At 64.4% G+C, this 15,704-nt stretch carries 13 protein-coding genes; 2 read left to right on the top strand and 11 right to left on the bottom strand.

Annotated features, from left to right (window positions below; translation table 11 throughout):
- The first annotated feature begins 16 nt into the window (after positions 1-16).
- Positions 17-1,819, top strand: a complete 1,803-nt coding sequence (gene ybaL, locus CK215_RS24325) for a YbaL family putative K(+) efflux transporter (protein ID WP_245418782.1) — start codon at positions 17-19, stop codon at positions 1,817-1,819.
- Between the two features lie 66 nt (positions 1,820-1,885).
- On the opposite strand, the gene CK215_RS24320 is transcribed toward ybaL, so the two are convergent.
- From CK215_RS24320 to CK215_RS24285, 8 genes are all read right to left on the bottom strand, one after another.
- Entirely contained in the window at positions 1,886-2,635 is a 750-nt protein-coding gene (locus CK215_RS24320) for an SDR family oxidoreductase (protein ID WP_067004093.1), read from the bottom strand.
- Between the two features lie 63 nt (positions 2,636-2,698).
- Positions 2,699-4,933: a transglycosylase domain-containing protein gene (locus CK215_RS24315; RefSeq protein WP_095832438.1), complete on the bottom strand. Its 2,235-nt coding sequence runs from the start codon at positions 4,931-4,933 to the stop codon at positions 2,699-2,701.
- Between the two features lie 198 nt (positions 4,934-5,131).
- Positions 5,132-5,515, bottom strand: coding sequence for a hypothetical protein (locus CK215_RS24310; protein ID WP_067004095.1), 384 nt, complete (start codon positions 5,513-5,515; stop codon positions 5,132-5,134).
- Positions 5,516-5,691: 176 nt separating this feature from the next.
- A complete protein-coding gene (locus CK215_RS24305; protein ID WP_245418781.1) occupies positions 5,692-6,717 on the bottom strand; it encodes a beta-propeller fold lactonase family protein in 1,026 nt (341 codons plus the stop codon).
- Between the two features lie 84 nt (positions 6,718-6,801).
- Positions 6,802-6,948: a hypothetical protein gene (locus CK215_RS24300; protein ID WP_082980768.1), complete on the bottom strand. Its 147-nt coding sequence runs from the start codon at positions 6,946-6,948 to the stop codon at positions 6,802-6,804.
- A gap of 57 nt (positions 6,949-7,005) precedes the next feature.
- A complete protein-coding gene (locus CK215_RS24295; RefSeq protein WP_095778715.1) occupies positions 7,006-7,212 on the bottom strand; it encodes a hypothetical protein in 207 nt (68 codons plus the stop codon).
- Positions 7,213-7,277: 65 nt separating this feature from the next.
- Positions 7,278-7,898: a ribonuclease D gene (locus tag CK215_RS24290; RefSeq protein ID WP_095783543.1), complete on the bottom strand. Its 621-nt coding sequence runs from the start codon at positions 7,896-7,898 to the stop codon at positions 7,278-7,280.
- Positions 7,899-8,038: 140 nt separating this feature from the next.
- Positions 8,039-9,424, bottom strand: a complete 1,386-nt coding sequence (locus tag CK215_RS24285; protein WP_095832436.1) for a M20/M25/M40 family metallo-hydrolase — start codon at positions 9,422-9,424, stop codon at positions 8,039-8,041.
- A gap of 434 nt (positions 9,425-9,858) precedes the next feature.
- Between CK215_RS24285 and polA the strand changes: the two genes are divergently transcribed.
- Positions 9,859-12,822 carry a DNA polymerase I gene (gene polA, locus CK215_RS24280; RefSeq protein WP_170950373.1) on the top strand — a complete coding sequence of 988 codons (2,964 nt, stop codon included), beginning with the start codon at positions 9,859-9,861 and terminating at the stop codon, positions 12,820-12,822.
- Between the two features lie 47 nt (positions 12,823-12,869).
- Here polA and CK215_RS24275 read toward each other — a convergent pair whose 3' ends face one another.
- From CK215_RS24275 to CK215_RS24265, 3 genes are all read right to left on the bottom strand, one after another.
- Positions 12,870-13,274: a Fur family transcriptional regulator gene (locus tag CK215_RS24275; protein ID WP_059184736.1), complete on the bottom strand. Its 405-nt coding sequence runs from the start codon at positions 13,272-13,274 to the stop codon at positions 12,870-12,872.
- A 125-nt stretch (positions 13,275-13,399) separates the two neighbouring features.
- Positions 13,400-14,446 carry an L-glyceraldehyde 3-phosphate reductase gene (gene mgrA / locus CK215_RS24270; protein ID WP_095832434.1) on the bottom strand — a complete coding sequence of 349 codons (1,047 nt, stop codon included), beginning with the start codon at positions 14,444-14,446 and terminating at the stop codon, positions 13,400-13,402.
- Between the two features lie 107 nt (positions 14,447-14,553).
- A complete protein-coding gene (locus CK215_RS24265) occupies positions 14,554-15,696 on the bottom strand; it encodes a Gfo/Idh/MocA family oxidoreductase (RefSeq protein WP_095832433.1) in 1,143 nt (380 codons plus the stop codon).
- Positions 15,697-15,704: the final 8 nt, after the last annotated feature.

The following is a 15,704-nucleotide window of genomic DNA, read 5'->3' as shown; positions in this document are numbered from 1 at the left end:
AGGCGCTCCATAGACAATGCCGCATGACACGCCCCTGATCGCCACCATCGTCGCCGGTTTGGGGCTTGCCTTCGTTTTCGGAGCATTGGCCAACCGATTCCGCATCCCGCCGCTGGTCGGCTATCTGGTGGCCGGCGTGCTGGTCGGGCCGAACACGCCGGGCTTCGTCGCCGACGCCAGCCTTGCCAACGAACTCGCCGAGATCGGCGTCATCCTGCTGATGTTCGGCGTCGGCCTGCATTTCTCGCTGAAGGATCTTTTGTCGGTCCGCGCAATCGCCTTGCCCGGCGCCGTCGTGCAGATCGGCTTTGCTACGCTGCTCGGCGTCGGCCTCGCCTGGCTGCTTGGCTGGTCGCTCGGCGCCGGCCTTGTCTTCGGCCTCGCGCTCTCCGTCGCCTCGACCGTCGTGCTGCTGCGCGCCATGCAGGAGCGGCGGCTGACCGAGACCGAGCGCGGCCGCATCGCGGTCGGCTGGCTGATCGTCGAGGATCTGGCCATGGTGCTGGCGCTGGTGCTTTTGCCGGCGCTCGCCGGCGTGCTTGGCGGCCAGCCGCAAGCCGACGACCATGCGAGCCTGCTTTCGCTGCCCGCCAGCCACGGCATATGGGGCGTGGTCGGCATAACGCTGGCCAAGGTCGTCGCCTTCGTCGTCGTCATGCTGGTGGTAGGCCGCAGGGTCATCCCCTGGATCCTCCACTATGTCGCCCATACCGGCTCACGCGAGCTGTTCCGGCTCGCGGTGCTTGCCATCGCGCTCGGCGTCGCCTTCGGCGCGGCGAAGCTGTTCGGCGTCTCGCTGGCGCTGGGCGCCTTCTTCGCCGGCATGGTCATGAGCGAGTCCGAGCTCAGCCACCGCGCGGCCGAGGAATCGCTGCCGCTGCGTGACGCCTTTTCCGTGCTGTTCTTCGTTTCCGTCGGCATGCTGTTCGATCCATTCAGCCTGGTCAGCAACGGCCTGCCCATCCTGGCCACTTTAGCCATCATCCTCATCGGCAAATCGCTCGCCGCTTTCGTCATCGTGATCGCCTTCCGCTATCCGGTCGCGACAGCGCTGATGATCTCGGCCAGCCTTGCCCAGATCGGCGAATTCTCCTTCATCTTGGCCGAGCTCGGCGTCGGGTTGAAGCTTCTGCCCGAACAGGGCCGCGACCTCATTCTGGCCGGCGCCATCCTGTCGATCCTGCTCAACCCGCTGATGTTCCTGATCGTCGACAGGATGAAGCCGTGGCTGGAAAAGCGCGCCGGCAAAACGGCAGAGCCCGAGGAATCAAGGCCGATCGGCCCGGCGACCGAGCCCGGCCAGGTGGCCTCGGCGGCGGCAGTGTCTGAAAGCGAGAATGGTCTGCCGCCGCGAACGGGACTCACCGACCATTCCATCCTGATCGGCTATGGACGTGTCGGCAGCCTCGTGGGTGCCGCGCTGAAACAAGCCGCCCTGCCCTTCCTGGTCGTCGAGGATGCCGACAACACGCTGGCGAAGCTGAGGGCCGACGGCGTCGAAACGGTGGCCGGCAATGCCGCCAATGCGGACGTCTTCGCGGCCACCAATCCGGAAGGCGCCAAACGGCTGATCCTCGCCATCCCCAACGCCTTCGAGGCGGGACAGGTGGTGTTGCGGGCGCGCGCGGCCAATCCCGGCATCAGCGTCATTGCGCGCGCCCATTCCGATGCCGAGGTCGAGCATCTCAAGGCTCTCGGCGCCGACACCGTGATCATGGGCGAGCGCGAAATAGCACGCGGCATTGTCGAGGCGGTTACCGGCATGTCACCTGCTCGGCTGGACGACGCCGCTGTCGAGATCAGGCCGCAGCCTGCCTGACGCTCGTCTGCACAAACCAAGCGGATCAGGAAACGAATAACGGAAGCGGTGCCGCTGAGATGGAAGTCACACGTGCTGGCCGCCATTGATGTGGATTTCCGAGCCGGTCACGTAGGACGCCTGGCCCGAACACAGGAAAAAGATGATGTCGGCCACTTCCGACGTGGCGCCCAGCCTTCTCAGCGGGATCGTCTCGACGATCTTGTCGGTGCCGGGCGACAGGATCGCCGTGTCGATCTCGCCCGGCGCGATCGCGTTGACGCGGATGCCGTGCGGCCCGAAGTCATGCGCCATCTCGCGCGTCAGAGAACCCAGCGCCGCCTTCGACGTCGCATAGGCCGTGCCGGCAAATGGATGCACGCGCGTGCCGGCGATCGAGGTGACGTTGACGATCGAGCCCTTGGCGGCGGCGAGTTCCTTGAACAGCCCTCTCGCCAGCATGATCGGCGCGAAGAAATTGACCTGGAACACGTCGCGCCAGACATGCATCGGCGTCTCGATCGAGTTCATCCGGCCGCCGTCCTTGAGCTTGGGCGAGATGCCGGCATTGTTGACCAGCGCGTGCAACTGCCCGCCATGCGCCTCCAGCCGGTGGCGGATTTCCGAGACGGCAATGCCGACATCCTCCTGATCGGCAAGGTCGACCTTGATGTGGTCCTCGGGACCGGCCGGCCATGGGCAGTCCTCGGCAAAGGCCTGTCGCGAGCAGGTAATTACGCGCCAGCCCTCGCGTGAAAAGCGTTTCACCGTCGCATGGCCGATGCCGCGGCTGGCGCCGGTGAGCACGATGGTTTTTCTGCTGTCGATTTCGGCCATGGCTTGATCTCCGGCCGGACATGTAGCCGAAGGCGCCAGCCATTGCGAGAGGCGAGTTGCCGCTCAACCGCCGCTGAGGATGTCGAGGATCGACGTCTGGCGCCTTTTCTTCGGGCCGCCGACATCGCCGGGCGGCACCGGATGCCCGACCGAGGCGGTAGTCCCGCCGTCGCTCGGCATATCGAAGCCGTCGGCATCGACCGTCTGGGCTGGACGCGCCTGCCGTGCGACAGGGCTCGACTGGCCGACGGGGGCGGGCGGCGCCGGCTGCGAGTTGTCGGCCGAGGGTATCTCGTCCGGCACGACCGTATCGGGCGGCGTCGATTTCCACGTGCCGGGCAACGGCCTGACCGGCAAGCCTTCATGCGCGGCGACCATGAATTCGTGCCAGGCCTGCGCCGGCAAGGCGCCGCCGGTCACCTTCTTCATCGGGCTGCCGTCGTCATTGCCGAACCACACACCCGTCGTGAGGTTGGCGGTGTAGCCGACGAACCAAGCGTCGCGGGAATTCTGGCTGGTGCCGGTCTTGCCGGCCGAGGGCCAGTTGAAGGCCGCCTTCTTGGCGGTGCCGACTTCGACCGTGCCCGTCATCATCGAGTTCATCATGCCGACGATGTCGGCCTTGAGGACGCGCGGCGCGCTGCCGCCATTGTTCTCGTAGAGCACCTTGCCGCTAGCCGTGGTGACGCGCTGGATGAAGTGGATATCCGGCCTGTAGCCGCCATTGGCGAAAGGCACATAGGCAGCGGTCAGTTCCAGCGGCGTCACTTCCGAGGTGCCGAGCGCGATCGAGGTGTTCGACTGCAGGTCGGACTGGATGCCCATGCGGTGCGCGGCCTCAACCACGGCGTCGGGGCCGACCTCCATGGTGAGTTGCGCCGCCACCGAGTTCAGCGACTTCGCCAATGCGGTGGCCAGCGTCACCTTGCCATAATATTTGCCGCCATAATTCTCCGGCGTCCATTTGCCTATTCTGATCGGGGCGTCGTTGCGCACGCTGTCCGGTGTGCGGCCTGCTTCCAGCGCCGCCATGTAGACGAAAGGCTTGAAGGCCGATCCCGGCTGGCGCCGCGCTTCCGAGGCGCGGTCGAACTGGCTGGTCGAATAGTCGTAACCGCCGACCATGGCGCGAACGGCGCCGGAATCATCGATCGACACCAACGCGCCCTGGGTGACGTTGAGCTTCTTGCCGCTCTCGTCGATCAGCCGGCGGATCGACTGCTCGGCGAGCTTCTGCAGCGTCAGATCCACGGTGGTGTCGATGACGATATCGCCGCGCACGTCGCCGATCAGGTCGGGAAGCTCCTCCATGACCGTGTCGGCGACGTAATTCTCCGAACCGGTCCAGTAGGAGGGCGAGCGCGTCGCCGGCGCGCTCAGCGCCATTTTGTATTCCTTGTCGCCGATCTTGCCTTCCTCGCGCATGGCGGCGAGCACGAGCTGTGCGCGTTCTTCCGCCGCCTTGGGATCGCGCGCCGGCGAAAGCCGCGACGGCGCCTTGAGCAAACCGGCCAGAAGCGCTGCCTCGGAAAGCGTGACATCGCGCGCGCTCTTGCCGAAGTACCGCCGCGAGGCGGCCTCCACGCCATAGGCGCCGGACCCAAAATAGACCCGGTTGAGATACATTTCGAGGATCTGGTCCTTGCTGTGCTTGTGCTCCAGCCACAGCGCCAGCAGCACTTCCTGCACCTTGCGCTCCAACGTGCGATCCGGCGTCAGGAACAGGTTCTTGGCCAGCTGCTGCGTCAGCGTCGAGCCGCCCTGCGAGAAATGACCGCCAAGGACGTTGGTGACCATGGCGCGCGCCAGCCCGATCGGGTCGATGCCGAAATGCGAATAGAACCGCCGATCCTCGATGGCGACGACGGCCTCGGGAATATATGGCGACATTTCATTGAGGCCGACGGCCTCGCCGCCGCTCATGCCGCGATTTGCGATGAGTTGCCCGTCGACCGAGACGATCTTGATGTTGGGCGCGCGGTCGGGGATCGACCATGTGGTCGCCGCCGGCATCTTGGCGCCGTAATAGACGACGACGCCGGCCACCGCGATGCCGCCCCAGATGCAGAAAACGAAGCACCAGTAGAGCAGGCGGCCGAAGATGGAAAACAGCCCGCGCTGGCTGCGATCGCGCCCCCGGCCGCGCGATTTCGCCTTGGCGGATTTGCGTTTCGCTGCGGATTTACGACTTGCCGGCACGACGCGATCCTCCTCGCTGACCGAAAAGCCGTCGGAGGATTTCGCCCGCGGCGAGCCCTCGAAGCTCGGTTCGATGCGGCTGTCTCTGCGGTTCGCCATTGCGCTGTGCTTGCTGTCCCCGATGCCGATGGCGCTCGGGTTGCAGAGTAGATGCGGCGGTTTAAAGGCGCGTTAAGTGGGGAAAAATCGAAGTGATTGAAAATCAAATGTTTGGTAAGCGGCCACCTGACGGAGCGCGATCGGCGTGGCATTCCGGCCGCGCTCCAGAGTTTGCATAGGCGGGCGAGTCGGCTCGGACTAGTCGAGCACGGCACGGACCGAGAGCGCAGCTCTCGATGCCCGCATGACATCGCCGACATGGCAGTAGCAGACGATCTCGTGCAGCTGATAGTCCGTCAGCTCGAAGAAGCGTTTTGCTTCGCCGTAGGTGTCGTTCTTCAAACCCTCGTCGTGCAGAACGGGGTCTTCCAGGGCGACGGATATGGGCGAGCCGGCGCCCCGCATGACATTGCGTTCCCGCGGGGCACGATATTCAGTGCCGATCAGCGCGGTCAGGAGCCGGTTTGGCTCACGTTCGAGAAGCTCCGCCCAACGTGCGAGGCGCTGGGTTCGGCTCATGACGGGTTTGGCGGTGCGGACCTCGGCAACGGCGTGCAACTGGTCCAGTGTTTGGTGCTTCATGGCAACCTCCTAGAGGCTAGGTTGGTCGGCCCCAAAACTCCCTATGCGCAGCATGATATCGCCGAACCGCGCGGACGTCATCCGTTTGCCATCCACCCCCGCAAGATTTGATGGGCTGCGCGCGGCCCCCGTGTTTCTTCATGCCGTCGCCAGAATATGGAGCCGAAATCACAGGCTCATCCTGGACGTCCAAGAATGGTGAACTCGGGCTCCGCCGCCTTTCGACCGACGATCGACGACAGTCCGTAGAAAGCCAGCGGCTGTTCCTGACAAGTCACCGCCACGACGCTGTTCGACTTGTCTATGTCCAGGCCCTTCGGCCCACCCTCCTCGACGCTGGCCCTGCCGCGCAGAAAGCTTTCGTCGTCGAGCACGGCGACCGAACGCGACGGCGTGCGGCGCCCCTTCCAGCCTTCGTCGCTTGCATAGACGTGAACCATCGGGCTGCCGGCGTCGGCGACAAGAATGTGGCTGCCGTCCTGCGTGAAGCGCAGGCCATGCGGGTAGTTGGCATTTTCCAGGACACCGGCGGGCCGGGTTTCAGGGCCAAGCGGTTCCGACATGTCGTAGATCTTCACGTCGTTGGTGCCGTGGCTGCTGACGGCGACCCACCGCCCGTCATGGCTGAGCGCGATGCCGTCCGGGATGTCGAGGCCCTGCTCCAGGAGAAGCTGATTCCACAGGGCGCGGTATCCCCATCGCCGGTGAATCACATGGCGGGTCACCCGATGCGTGTAGTTGTTACAGACCAGCAGGCTGAGCCGGCCATGTGACTCACGCCTGACGGCGACCGAGCCGGGCGTTCTCAATCTGCACAATCGGCTGCCTTTGATCACGCGAAGCGGCGAGATTTCGTGCCCTTGTCCGGCCGGTTCGCCTTGCGGCAGGGCGAAGACCGCAACCAGCCCATCGCGATTGGCAACCACAAAAGTCCTGTTGTCGATGAAATCGAGGCCATGCACCTCGCCCATGCTGTCCGATCTGAGCTCCACGAAGCCACGGATAACGATGCTCGGTGCACCGGCCGTCGGCTCTATGTCGATGCGCAGCATCAGGCATCGCCTGCGACCATATCCGGCGACCGCAAGCAAGCGGTTGTCGGGCGAAAAGCGCAGGTCCTCGGTCCGTCCGATCGCGGCGAGCGCATCGTTCACGGCACCGGTGGCCTCGAAATCGATCCGGGGAATCATATCAAAAACCACCGCCGCTCCAGCGAGCGGACCCGGATGCAATAGGCGCTATCCGGAGCCGACCGGTCAAGTCCGCGAGATGCGGACGTGGTGAGATCAATTCTGTTGGATCGAAATGCCCTTGTCGTCGATCTTGAGCTCCACGCCCTTCGGCCTGGTCTGCTCGCGGTAGATGTAGATGCCAAGCGCGATGACCACGACGACCAACGCGCCGATGATGAGGTAGAGCATATTCTGTCTCATCTCGCCCCCTTCTTGCTGCCGAGTCTCGCGCCTGCTTCGAGGCCCTGCGGCGGTCGCTCACTGGTCGCTGTCATCATTGGCCGATGCAGGCCGCCAACTGGTCGGCTCGACTTTTTTCTGGGTGTTGCTGTCGGTGTAGACCCACCAGCCGCCGTCGCGGTATTGCCCGACGGATTCGTTGACCACGCCGTGCTCGTCGTTCCACAGGATCGTGACCTGCGAGCCGTCCTTCGGCGCGCTCGCTATCGGTTTGCGCTCTGCCATTCATTCCCTCCCATCTCACGCCGACAATGGACCGGCAGCAACGTCGCTCGATGCGCCGGGTTCCGTCAGCTATGCGCGAAGATATCCTCTTCCGCCCAGCCCATCAGGTCGAGCTTGGCGCGCGTCGGCAGGAAGCGGAAGCAGGCTTCGGCCTCCTTGGTGCGACCCTCGCGCGCAAGCCGCGCGGCCAGCACCTCGCGCAGCCGGTGCAGGTAAAGCACGTCGGAGGCGGCATATTCGAGCTGCTCGGGCGACAGTGTTTCCGCCGCCCAGTCCGACGATTGCTGCGCCTTGGAGAGGCCGATACCGAGCAGTTCGTTGCATATATCCTTCAGCCCGTGGCGGTCCGTGTAGGTACGGGTCAGCCGCGAGGCGATCTTTGTGCAGAAAACCGGTTCGGCCATGACGCCGAAAGCGTGATAAAGGACGGCAATGTCGAAACGGCCGTAGTGAAACAGCTTCACCACGGCGTCGTTCCTGAGAAGGCTGACAAGGTTGGGCGCCTCCTTCTGGCCCGGCGCGATCTGGATGACGTCGGCGCTGCCGTCGCCGGGCGAGATCTGAACCACGCAGAGCCGGTCACGATGCGGGTTCAAGCCCAGCGTTTCCGTGTCGATGGCGACCGCACCGACATTGTAGCGGGAAAGGTCCGGCAGATCGTTCTTGTGGAAACGGATGTCGGTCATTCTCTTCTCCGGATCGCGGCCAGCGGCGCACCCGTTTTTGGACGCGAAGGCGCCGCGCACTGCGCTATCACGCCCGTCCTTGCCGCGATCCGGAAAAAAATCAACAGAAAGTTGATTTTCGCGGTCGCCGCGGGTTCACCTCAGCGTGTCAGAGCATCGAGAATGCGCGCCCAGGAACGCTGCCCCTTGTGGAAAGAGGTGAGTTCGTACTTCTCGTTGGGCGAATGGATGCGATCGTCATCGAGGCCGAAGCCGACCAGCAGCGATTCCATGCCGAGATAGGTCTGGAAATCGCCGACCACGGGGATGGAGCCGCCGCCGCCGGTGGTGACGGCCTGCTTTTCCCATTCGTCGGAGAGCGCATCCTTGGCCTTGGCCAGGAACGGCGAGTCGTAGGAAAGCTGGATCGCCGGCGAGCCGCCATGCGGATGGAATTCGACGGAGCAGTCGCCGGGAATCCGATCGCGCACGAAAGCCTGGAAGGCGGCGCGGATTTTTTTCGGATCCTGCTTGTGGACGAGCCGGAACGACACTTTCGCCGATGCTTCCGCCGCGATCACCGTCTTGAAGCCCTTGCCGGTATAGCCGCCGATGATGCCGTTGAACTCGGCCGTCGGCCGTGCCCAGGTGAGTTCGAGCACGGAGCGGCCCTTTTCGCCGGCGGGAATGGAAAGCCCGACCGGTCCGAGGAAGGTCTCGGCGGTCTCGCCGAGCCCCTCCCAGGATTTCAGCACCTGCGAGGGCGTCTCTTCGACGCCGTCATAGAAGCCCGGGATGGTGATGCGGCCGTCTTGATCATGAATGTCGGCGAGAATTTTGGTCAGGATCCGGATCGGATTGGCGGCCGGGCCGCCATAGAGGCCTGAATGCAGGTCGCGGCTGGCTGCCTTGACGGTGACTTCCTCGCCGACCATGCCGCGTAGGGACACGCAGATCGACGGCGTCTCGCGGTTCCACATGCTGGTGTCGCAGACCAGCGCGAAATCCGCTTTCAGCTCGGCGGCGTTGGCCTCGAGAAAGGGCTTGAGCGACGGCGAGCCGGACTCTTCCTCGCCCTCGAACAGGATCGTGACGCGGCACGGCAGATTGCCGTGCACCTGCTTCCAGGCGCGGCAGGCCTCGACGAAGGTCATCAGCTGACCCTTGTCGTCCGCCGAGCCGCGCCCGGCGATCACCTTGCGTCCGGGCCCGATCTCCTTGATCGCCGGCGCGAACGGGTCCGTTTCCCACAGCTCGATCGGATCGACCGGCTGCACGTCGTAATGGCCGTAGAACAGCACATGCGGCGCCCCGGCCGGTCCTGCGTGATGCGCCACCACCATCGGGTGGCCGGGCGTGTCGCGCACGCTGGCGTCGAAGCCGATCAGCTTGAGCTCGGCCGCCAGCCATTCGGCGCCCTTGCGGCAATCGGCGGCAAAGGCCGGGTCGGTGGAGATCGACTTGATACCAAGCAAGCCGAAAAGCCGCTCCAGGCTCTGGTCGAGGTTCTGGTCGAGACGGTCAAGGACGGGGGAGAGTCTGGACATTTCTTCAGCCTTTCGATTCTGGCCCGACCCTAAAGGGGCGAGCAGAAAACGCAAAGCCGCGATCGTTGGACCACGCGCTCCGGCGTCGGTAACACGCGGGCTGGGAGACAAAAAAGAACCGCCGTGGTGGAGGGGGAACCACGGCGGTCTTTACTCGAAACGTTGCGGCAGCCCGGAGAGGGGGGATAGGCTGCCGCAGTTGCCCGGGATAGGCGGGGGACGGGCCTTACTCCGGACTTCGGCGAAAATTGCCGATGACAGCTATTTGGGTCTGTGAAAATGGCGATTCAAGGGCACGAAGATTACACTTTTGTAACATGCCCGTGAGCGGCTGAATTTGTCCGGGACCTGTCTGTCAGGGGTGTTGCCGGAACCGGCCGTTTCCGAAGCGTTTGGCATGGACCGCGAAGCTTGGCCGCGCTATCCCTGCCGGCATGAAAAAAGGCGATCATCTTTTTCTGGTCGACGGCTCCGGCTACATTTTCCGCGCCTACCACGCGCTGCCGCCGCTCAACCGCAAATCCGACGGCCTGCCCACCAGCGCCGTGCTCGGCTTCTGCAACATGGTATGGAAGCTGATGCAGGACGCCCGCAACACGAACGTAGGCATCGTGCCGACCCATTTCGCCGTCATCTTCGACTATTCGGCGAAGACCTTCCGCAGCGACCTTTATCCCGAATACAAGGCCAACCGCTCGGCGCCGCCGGAAGACCTGATCCCGCAATTCGGCCTGATCCGCCAGGCGACCGTGGCCTTCAACCTGCCCTGCATCGAGATGGAAGGTTTCGAGGCTGACGACATCATCGCGACCTATTGCCGCCTAGCCTGCGAGGTCGGCGCCGACACCACCATCATCTCCTCCGACAAGGACCTGATGCAATTGGTCGGCCCGACGGTCGGCATGTACGACCCGATGAAGGATCGCCAGATCGGCATTCCCGAGGTGATCGAGAAATGGGGCGTGCCGCCGGAAAAGATGATCGACCTGCAGGCGCTGACCGGCGACTCCGTCGACAACGTGCCCGGCGTGCCGGGCATCGGCCCGAAGACCGCGGCGCAACTTCTGGAGCAGTTCGGTGACCTTGACGGCCTGCTGGCGCGCGCCGGCGAGATCAAGCAGGAAAAGCGGCGCGAATCGATCATCGCCAATGCCGACAAGGCGCGCATCTCGCGCGAGCTGGTGACGTTGAAGAACGACGTGCCGCTCAAGGAGGGGCTGGACGACCTTGTGCTGCATGCCCCGGACGGGCCGAAGCTGATCGGCTTCCTGAAGACGATGGAGTTCACCACGCTGACACGCCGCGTCGCGGAAGCGACTGCAACCGAGATCGGCGACGTCCAGGCTTCCAGTGTCACCATCGAGCGCGCCGACACCGCACATGGTCCCGATGTCGGCGCCGGCACGCCGACTGCCTCAAGACCGGCGGCGACGCCGAACGGCGCCGCGAAGCCTGCAGCACCGGTCAGGCCCGAGGATGCCCCACCGCAGGGCGATACGCCTTCCCTGCTCTCGGCGCTGCGGCTGGAGCAGGCGACGGCGCGCAAGATCGATCCCGCGGCCTATGTCGCCATTCGCGATACGGCCGCGCTGAAGGCCTGGATCGCCGAAGCGAGGGAAGCCGGCATCCTTGCCTTCGACGCCGAGACCTCCTCGTCCGATCCGATGCAGGCCGACTTGATCGGCCTGTCCATGGCGATCGCGCCGGGCCGCGCCGCCTACGTGCCGCTCGCCCACGCGAGCGGCAATGGCGACCTGCTTGGCGGCGGCATGCTGCCGGACCAGGTCCCGGTCCGCGACGCGCTGGCTCTGCTCAAGCCCCTGCTCGAGGACCGGTCGGTCCTCAAGATTGTCCAGGACATGAAATACGACATCGTCGTGATGAGCCGGCATGGTATCGAGGTCGGCCCGTTCGACGACACGATGCTGATCTCCTACGTGCTCGACGCCGGCACATCCGGCGGGCATGACCTCGCCTCGCTGTCGGAGAAGTGGCTCGGCCATGCGCCAGGCACGAAGAAGGAGCTTGCCGGCTCGGGCAAGGGCGCGGTCGGCTTCGACCAGGTCGGCATCGAGCGGGCGACCGCCTATGCCGGCGAGCAGGCCGATCTGGCGCTGCGGCTGTGGCAAATGTTGAAGCCGCGGCTCGCCGCCAAGGGTCTCGTCTCCGTCTATGAAAGGCTGGAGCGGCCGCTTGTGCCCGTGCTTGCCCGCATGGAGCAGCGCGGCATTTCGGTCGATCGCCAGATTCTCTCCAGACTGTCGGGTGAGCTGGCGCAAGGCGCCGCCCGCGCCGAGGAAGAGATCTATGGGATCGTCGGCGAGCGCATCAACATTGGCTCGCCGAAGCAGCTCGGCGACATATTGTTCGGCAAGATGGGCCTGCCGGGCGGCTCCAAGACCAAGACCGGTCAGTGGTCGACCTCGGCGCAGTTGCTGGAAGATCTCGCCGCCGAAGGCCACGAGCTGCCGCGCAAGATCGTCGACTGGCGCCAGCTCACCAAGCTGAAATCGACCTATACCGACGCCTTGCCCGGCTTCATCAATCCCGGGACGAACCGCGTCCACACTTCCTATGCGCTGGCCGCGACGACGACCGGTCGTCTGTCATCCTCCGATCCCAACCTGCAGAACATCCCGGTGCGCACCGCCGAAGGCCGCAAGATCAGGACCGCCTTCATCGCCGAAAAGGGCCACAAGCTGGTCTCGGCCGACTACAGCCAGATTGAATTGCGCGTGCTGGCCCATGTCGCCGAAATCCCGCAGCTCAAGCAGGCTTTTGCGGACGGCGCGGATATCCACGCCATCACCGCGTCCGAAATGTTCAACGTGCCGGTCGCAGGCATGCCTTCGGAAGTGCGGCGGCGTGCCAAGGCGATCAATTTCGGCATCATCTACGGCATCTCGGCCTTCGGTCTGGCGAACCAGCTGTCGATCCCGCGCGAGGAGGCGAGCGCCTACATCAAGCGCTATTTCGAGCGCTTCCCGGGCATCCGCGACTATATCGAGGAAACCAAGGCCTATGCGCGCGAATACGGCTTCGTCGAAACCATCTTCGGCCGCCGCATCCACTATCCGGAGATAAGGTCCTCCAACCCGTCGGTTCGCGCCTTCAACGAGCGCGCTTCGATCAATGCGAGGCTCCAGGGCACTGCGGCCGACATCATCCGCCGCGCAATGGTGCACATGGAAGAGGCGCTGGAGAAGGCGAAGCTGTCGGCCCGCATGCTCTTGCAGGTGCATGACGAGCTGATCTTCGAGACGGTGGAAGCGGAAGTCGAAGCGACAATTCCGGTGGTGCGCCGCGTGATGGAGAACGCGCCGATGCCGGCGGTCTCGATGTCGGTGCCGCTGCATGTCGATGCGCGGGCCGCCGACAACTGGGACGAGGCGCACTGATACCTTCGTCATCCTCGGGCTTGACCCGAGGATGACGACTCGAGGGGCTAAGCCGCCTCAGCTCTACACTTCGCGCAAACCCCGCGAAACTCGATCACGGCCTTCTTGGCGGCGAAGCCGGTCGAGCGCACCCATTCGTCCAGCCGGTGGTCGACATCATGGTCGGACATCTCGGTTACCTGGCCGCAGCTGTCGCAGATGGCGAATGCGGTCATCGAATGACTGTGGTCGTGCGGCTCGGCGCAGGCGACGAAGGAGTTCAAGCTTTCGAGCCGGTGCACGAAGCCCGACTTCACCAGCGTGTCCAGCGCGCGGTAGACCTGCAGCGGCGCCCGGAAGCCGCGCTCGCGCAGTTGGTCGAGCAGCATATAAGCGCTCAGCGGCCCGCTGGCGGCTTCGAGCTTCTCAAGCACGCACAGCTGGTTCTTGGTCAGCGCATCCCTTGCCGTCATCGTGTCTCCGGTCGTCGCGTCGTTTCGCGTGCCGACTGCGCACGCGAACGGCCTTTGGTCCATGAGATAGCGACGAACGCGCATCTTTGCCACTGTTTCCGCAGCTGGCGGCCCGGCGCGGGCCACTACTTGCGTGGCGGCCCCTTGCGCTCGGCGGAGGCCGCCCAAAGATTGATGTCGGCCTCGCGCGCATAGGTGTCGATCTCGGCAAGCTCGGCGTCGCTGAAGTCGAGCGCCTTGAGAGCGCCGACGCAATCCTCGACCTGTTCCGGCCGGCTGGCGCCGATCAGCGCCGTCGTCACGCGCCCTTTGCGCAGCACCCAGGCCAGCGCCATCTGCGCCAGCGTCTGGCCGCGCCGGCTAGCGATGGCGTTCAATGCCTTGATGTTGTTGACCGACTTATCGTTGATGAAGGCCGGACGCAGCGACTTGCCCTGGGATGCGCGGCTGCCTTCCGGGATGCCGCCGAGATATTTATCGGTCAACATGCCCTGCGCCAGCGGCGAGAACACGATCGAGCCGATGCCGAGCCCTTCCAGCGTATCGAGCAGCCCGTCTTCCTCGACCCAGCGGTTGAGCATGGAATAGCTCGGCTGGTGGATCAGGCAGGGCGTGCCGAGCCGCCGCAGGATGTCGGCCGCCTCGCGGGTGCGCTGCGAATTGTAGGAGGAGATGCCGGCATAGAGCGCCTTGCCCGAGCGCACCGCATGGTCGAGCGCGCTCATCGTTTCTTCCAGCGGCGTCTCGGGATCGAAACGGTGGGAATAGAAAATATCGACATAATCGAGCCCCATCCGCTTGAGGCTCTGGTCGAGGCTCGCGAGCACATATTTGCGGCTGCCCCATTCGCCGTAGGGGCCGGCCCACATCTCGTAGCCGGCCTTGGTCGAGATGATCAGCTCGTCACGATAGGCGGCGAAATCGGTGCGCAGGATCTCGCCAAAGGCGGTCTCGGCCGAGCCGGGCGGCGGGCCGTAATTGTTGGCGAGATCGAAATGCGTGATGCCGAGGTCGAAGGCCTTGCGCACGATCGCCTGCTTGGTCCTGTGCGGCGTGTCATTGCCGAAATTGTGCCACAGCCCGAGCGAGATGGCCGGCAGCTTGAGGCCGGACCGTCCGCAGCGGTTGTAGATCATCTTCTCGTAGCGATTCTCGGCGGCGACATAGGGCATAGGGAATCCTTGGGAGAGGCGGCCGGGATCGCCGCTAGGTGACTTGAATCGATGCTCGCCCCGCAGCTTTACCCTCTCCCCGCCGAAACGGGGAGAGGGGTTGCCACCTACTTTTTCTTCGCCAGCAGCGCCTTCGCTTCCTTGATGCCGAGCGCCGCCGGCCGCTCGCAGGTCGTCTGCATGGCGACGAACTTGCCGCTTTCGCCGGAGCGCAGGACGCCGGTCATGACATCGACGGCATGCAGCGCAAGCTCCATCGAGCAGCGGTGCGGCCGCCCTTCGCCGATCGCGATCGCCATGTCGGCAAGACCTGCCGTGCGGTAGTTGGCCATCATGCCTTGGCTGTGCATCTCATTGGGCACGCCGAACGGATGATCCCACTTGGGAAGCTTCTTCACCGGCTTGGTCGCATCGGTGAAGCGGACTTCGCCGCCGAAGAAATTCGGGTCCGGCACAAAGACGGTGCCCGCCTCGCCGTAGAGCTCCATCGGCGCATGGCCGTGGCTCCACACGTCCCACGAGGTGTTGAGTGTCACCACCGCGCCATTCGCGAATTCCAGCAGCGCATGGATGGTGGTCGGCGTGTTGACCGGGATTTTTTCGCCCGCGCGCGGTTTGGAGCTGATGGTGCGCTCCTTGGCCGGCGTCGCCGCGAAAGCCGCGACCTGCTTCACCGGCCCGATCAGCTGGATCAGGTTGGTGACATAGTACGGGCCGATGTCGAGCACCGGACCGGCGCCCGGCTGGAAGAAGAAGTCGGGATTGGGGTGCCAGTGTTCCATGCCATGGCCCATCACGTGGCAGGTGCCGCTGGTGATCTTGCCAAGCTTGCCGCTGTCGATCAGATCGCGCGCCAGCTGATGCGCGCCGCCGAAGAACGTGTCGGGCGCCGAGCCGATGCGAAGCCCCTTCTTCTCCGCCCGCTTCTTGAGATCCAGTCCTTCCTTGACCGACAGCACGAAGGGTTTTTCCGAATAGACGTGCTTGCCGGCGTCGAGCACCGCCTTCGACACGTCATAGTGCACGGCCGGAATGGTGAGATTAACGACGATGTCGATGCCGTCATCTTTGAGAAGGTCGTTGACCGTCTCGGCGCGGAGCTTGAACTCCTTCGCCCGCATCTTCGCCGCGTCCATGTTGATGTCCGCGCAGGCGCGCATCTCGATGCCGCGGAAGAGCGGCGCCAGCGAGAAATACGCCTTCGAGATGTTGCCGCAGCCGACGACGCCTACGCCAAGTTTGTTTGCCATGATGGTAT

The organism is Mesorhizobium sp. WSM3864 (assembly GCF_002294955.1).
Taxonomy (GTDB): Bacteria; Pseudomonadota; Alphaproteobacteria; order Rhizobiales; family Rhizobiaceae; genus Mesorhizobium.
This window is presented reverse-complemented; position numbering and strand designations above follow the sequence as displayed.

Bases quoted from the DNA above. Each gene is read 5' to 3' on its own strand.
- ybaL (WP_245418782.1), top strand. From the start codon at position 17: ATGCCGCATGACACGCCCCTGATCGCCACCATCGTCGCCGGTTTGGGG.
- CK215_RS24320 (WP_067004093.1), bottom strand. From the start codon at position 2,635: ATGGCCGAAATCGACAGCAGAAAAACCATCGTGCTCACCGGCGCCAGC.
- CK215_RS24315 (WP_095832438.1), bottom strand. From the start codon at position 4,933: ATGGCGAACCGCAGAGACAGCCGCATCGAACCGAGCTTCGAGGGCTCG.
- CK215_RS24310 (WP_067004095.1), bottom strand. From the start codon at position 5,515: ATGAAGCACCAAACACTGGACCAGTTGCACGCCGTTGCCGAGGTCCGC.
- CK215_RS24300 (WP_082980768.1), bottom strand. From the start codon at position 6,948: ATGAGACAGAATATGCTCTACCTCATCATCGGCGCGTTGGTCGTCGTG.
- CK215_RS24295 (WP_095778715.1), bottom strand. From the start codon at position 7,212: ATGGCAGAGCGCAAACCGATAGCGAGCGCGCCGAAGGACGGCTCGCAG.
- CK215_RS24290 (WP_095783543.1), bottom strand. From the start codon at position 7,898: ATGACCGACATCCGTTTCCACAAGAACGATCTGCCGGACCTTTCCCGC.
- CK215_RS24285 (WP_095832436.1), bottom strand. From the start codon at position 9,424: ATGTCCAGACTCTCCCCCGTCCTTGACCGTCTCGACCAGAACCTCGAC.
- polA (WP_170950373.1), top strand. From the start codon at position 9,859: ATGAAAAAAGGCGATCATCTTTTTCTGGTCGACGGCTCCGGCTACATT.
- CK215_RS24275 (WP_059184736.1), bottom strand. From the start codon at position 13,274: ATGACGGCAAGGGATGCGCTGACCAAGAACCAGCTGTGCGTGCTTGAG.
- mgrA (WP_095832434.1), bottom strand. From the start codon at position 14,446: ATGCCCTATGTCGCCGCCGAGAATCGCTACGAGAAGATGATCTACAAC.
- CK215_RS24265 (WP_095832433.1), bottom strand. From the start codon at position 15,696: ATGGCAAACAAACTTGGCGTAGGCGTCGTCGGCTGCGGCAACATCTCG.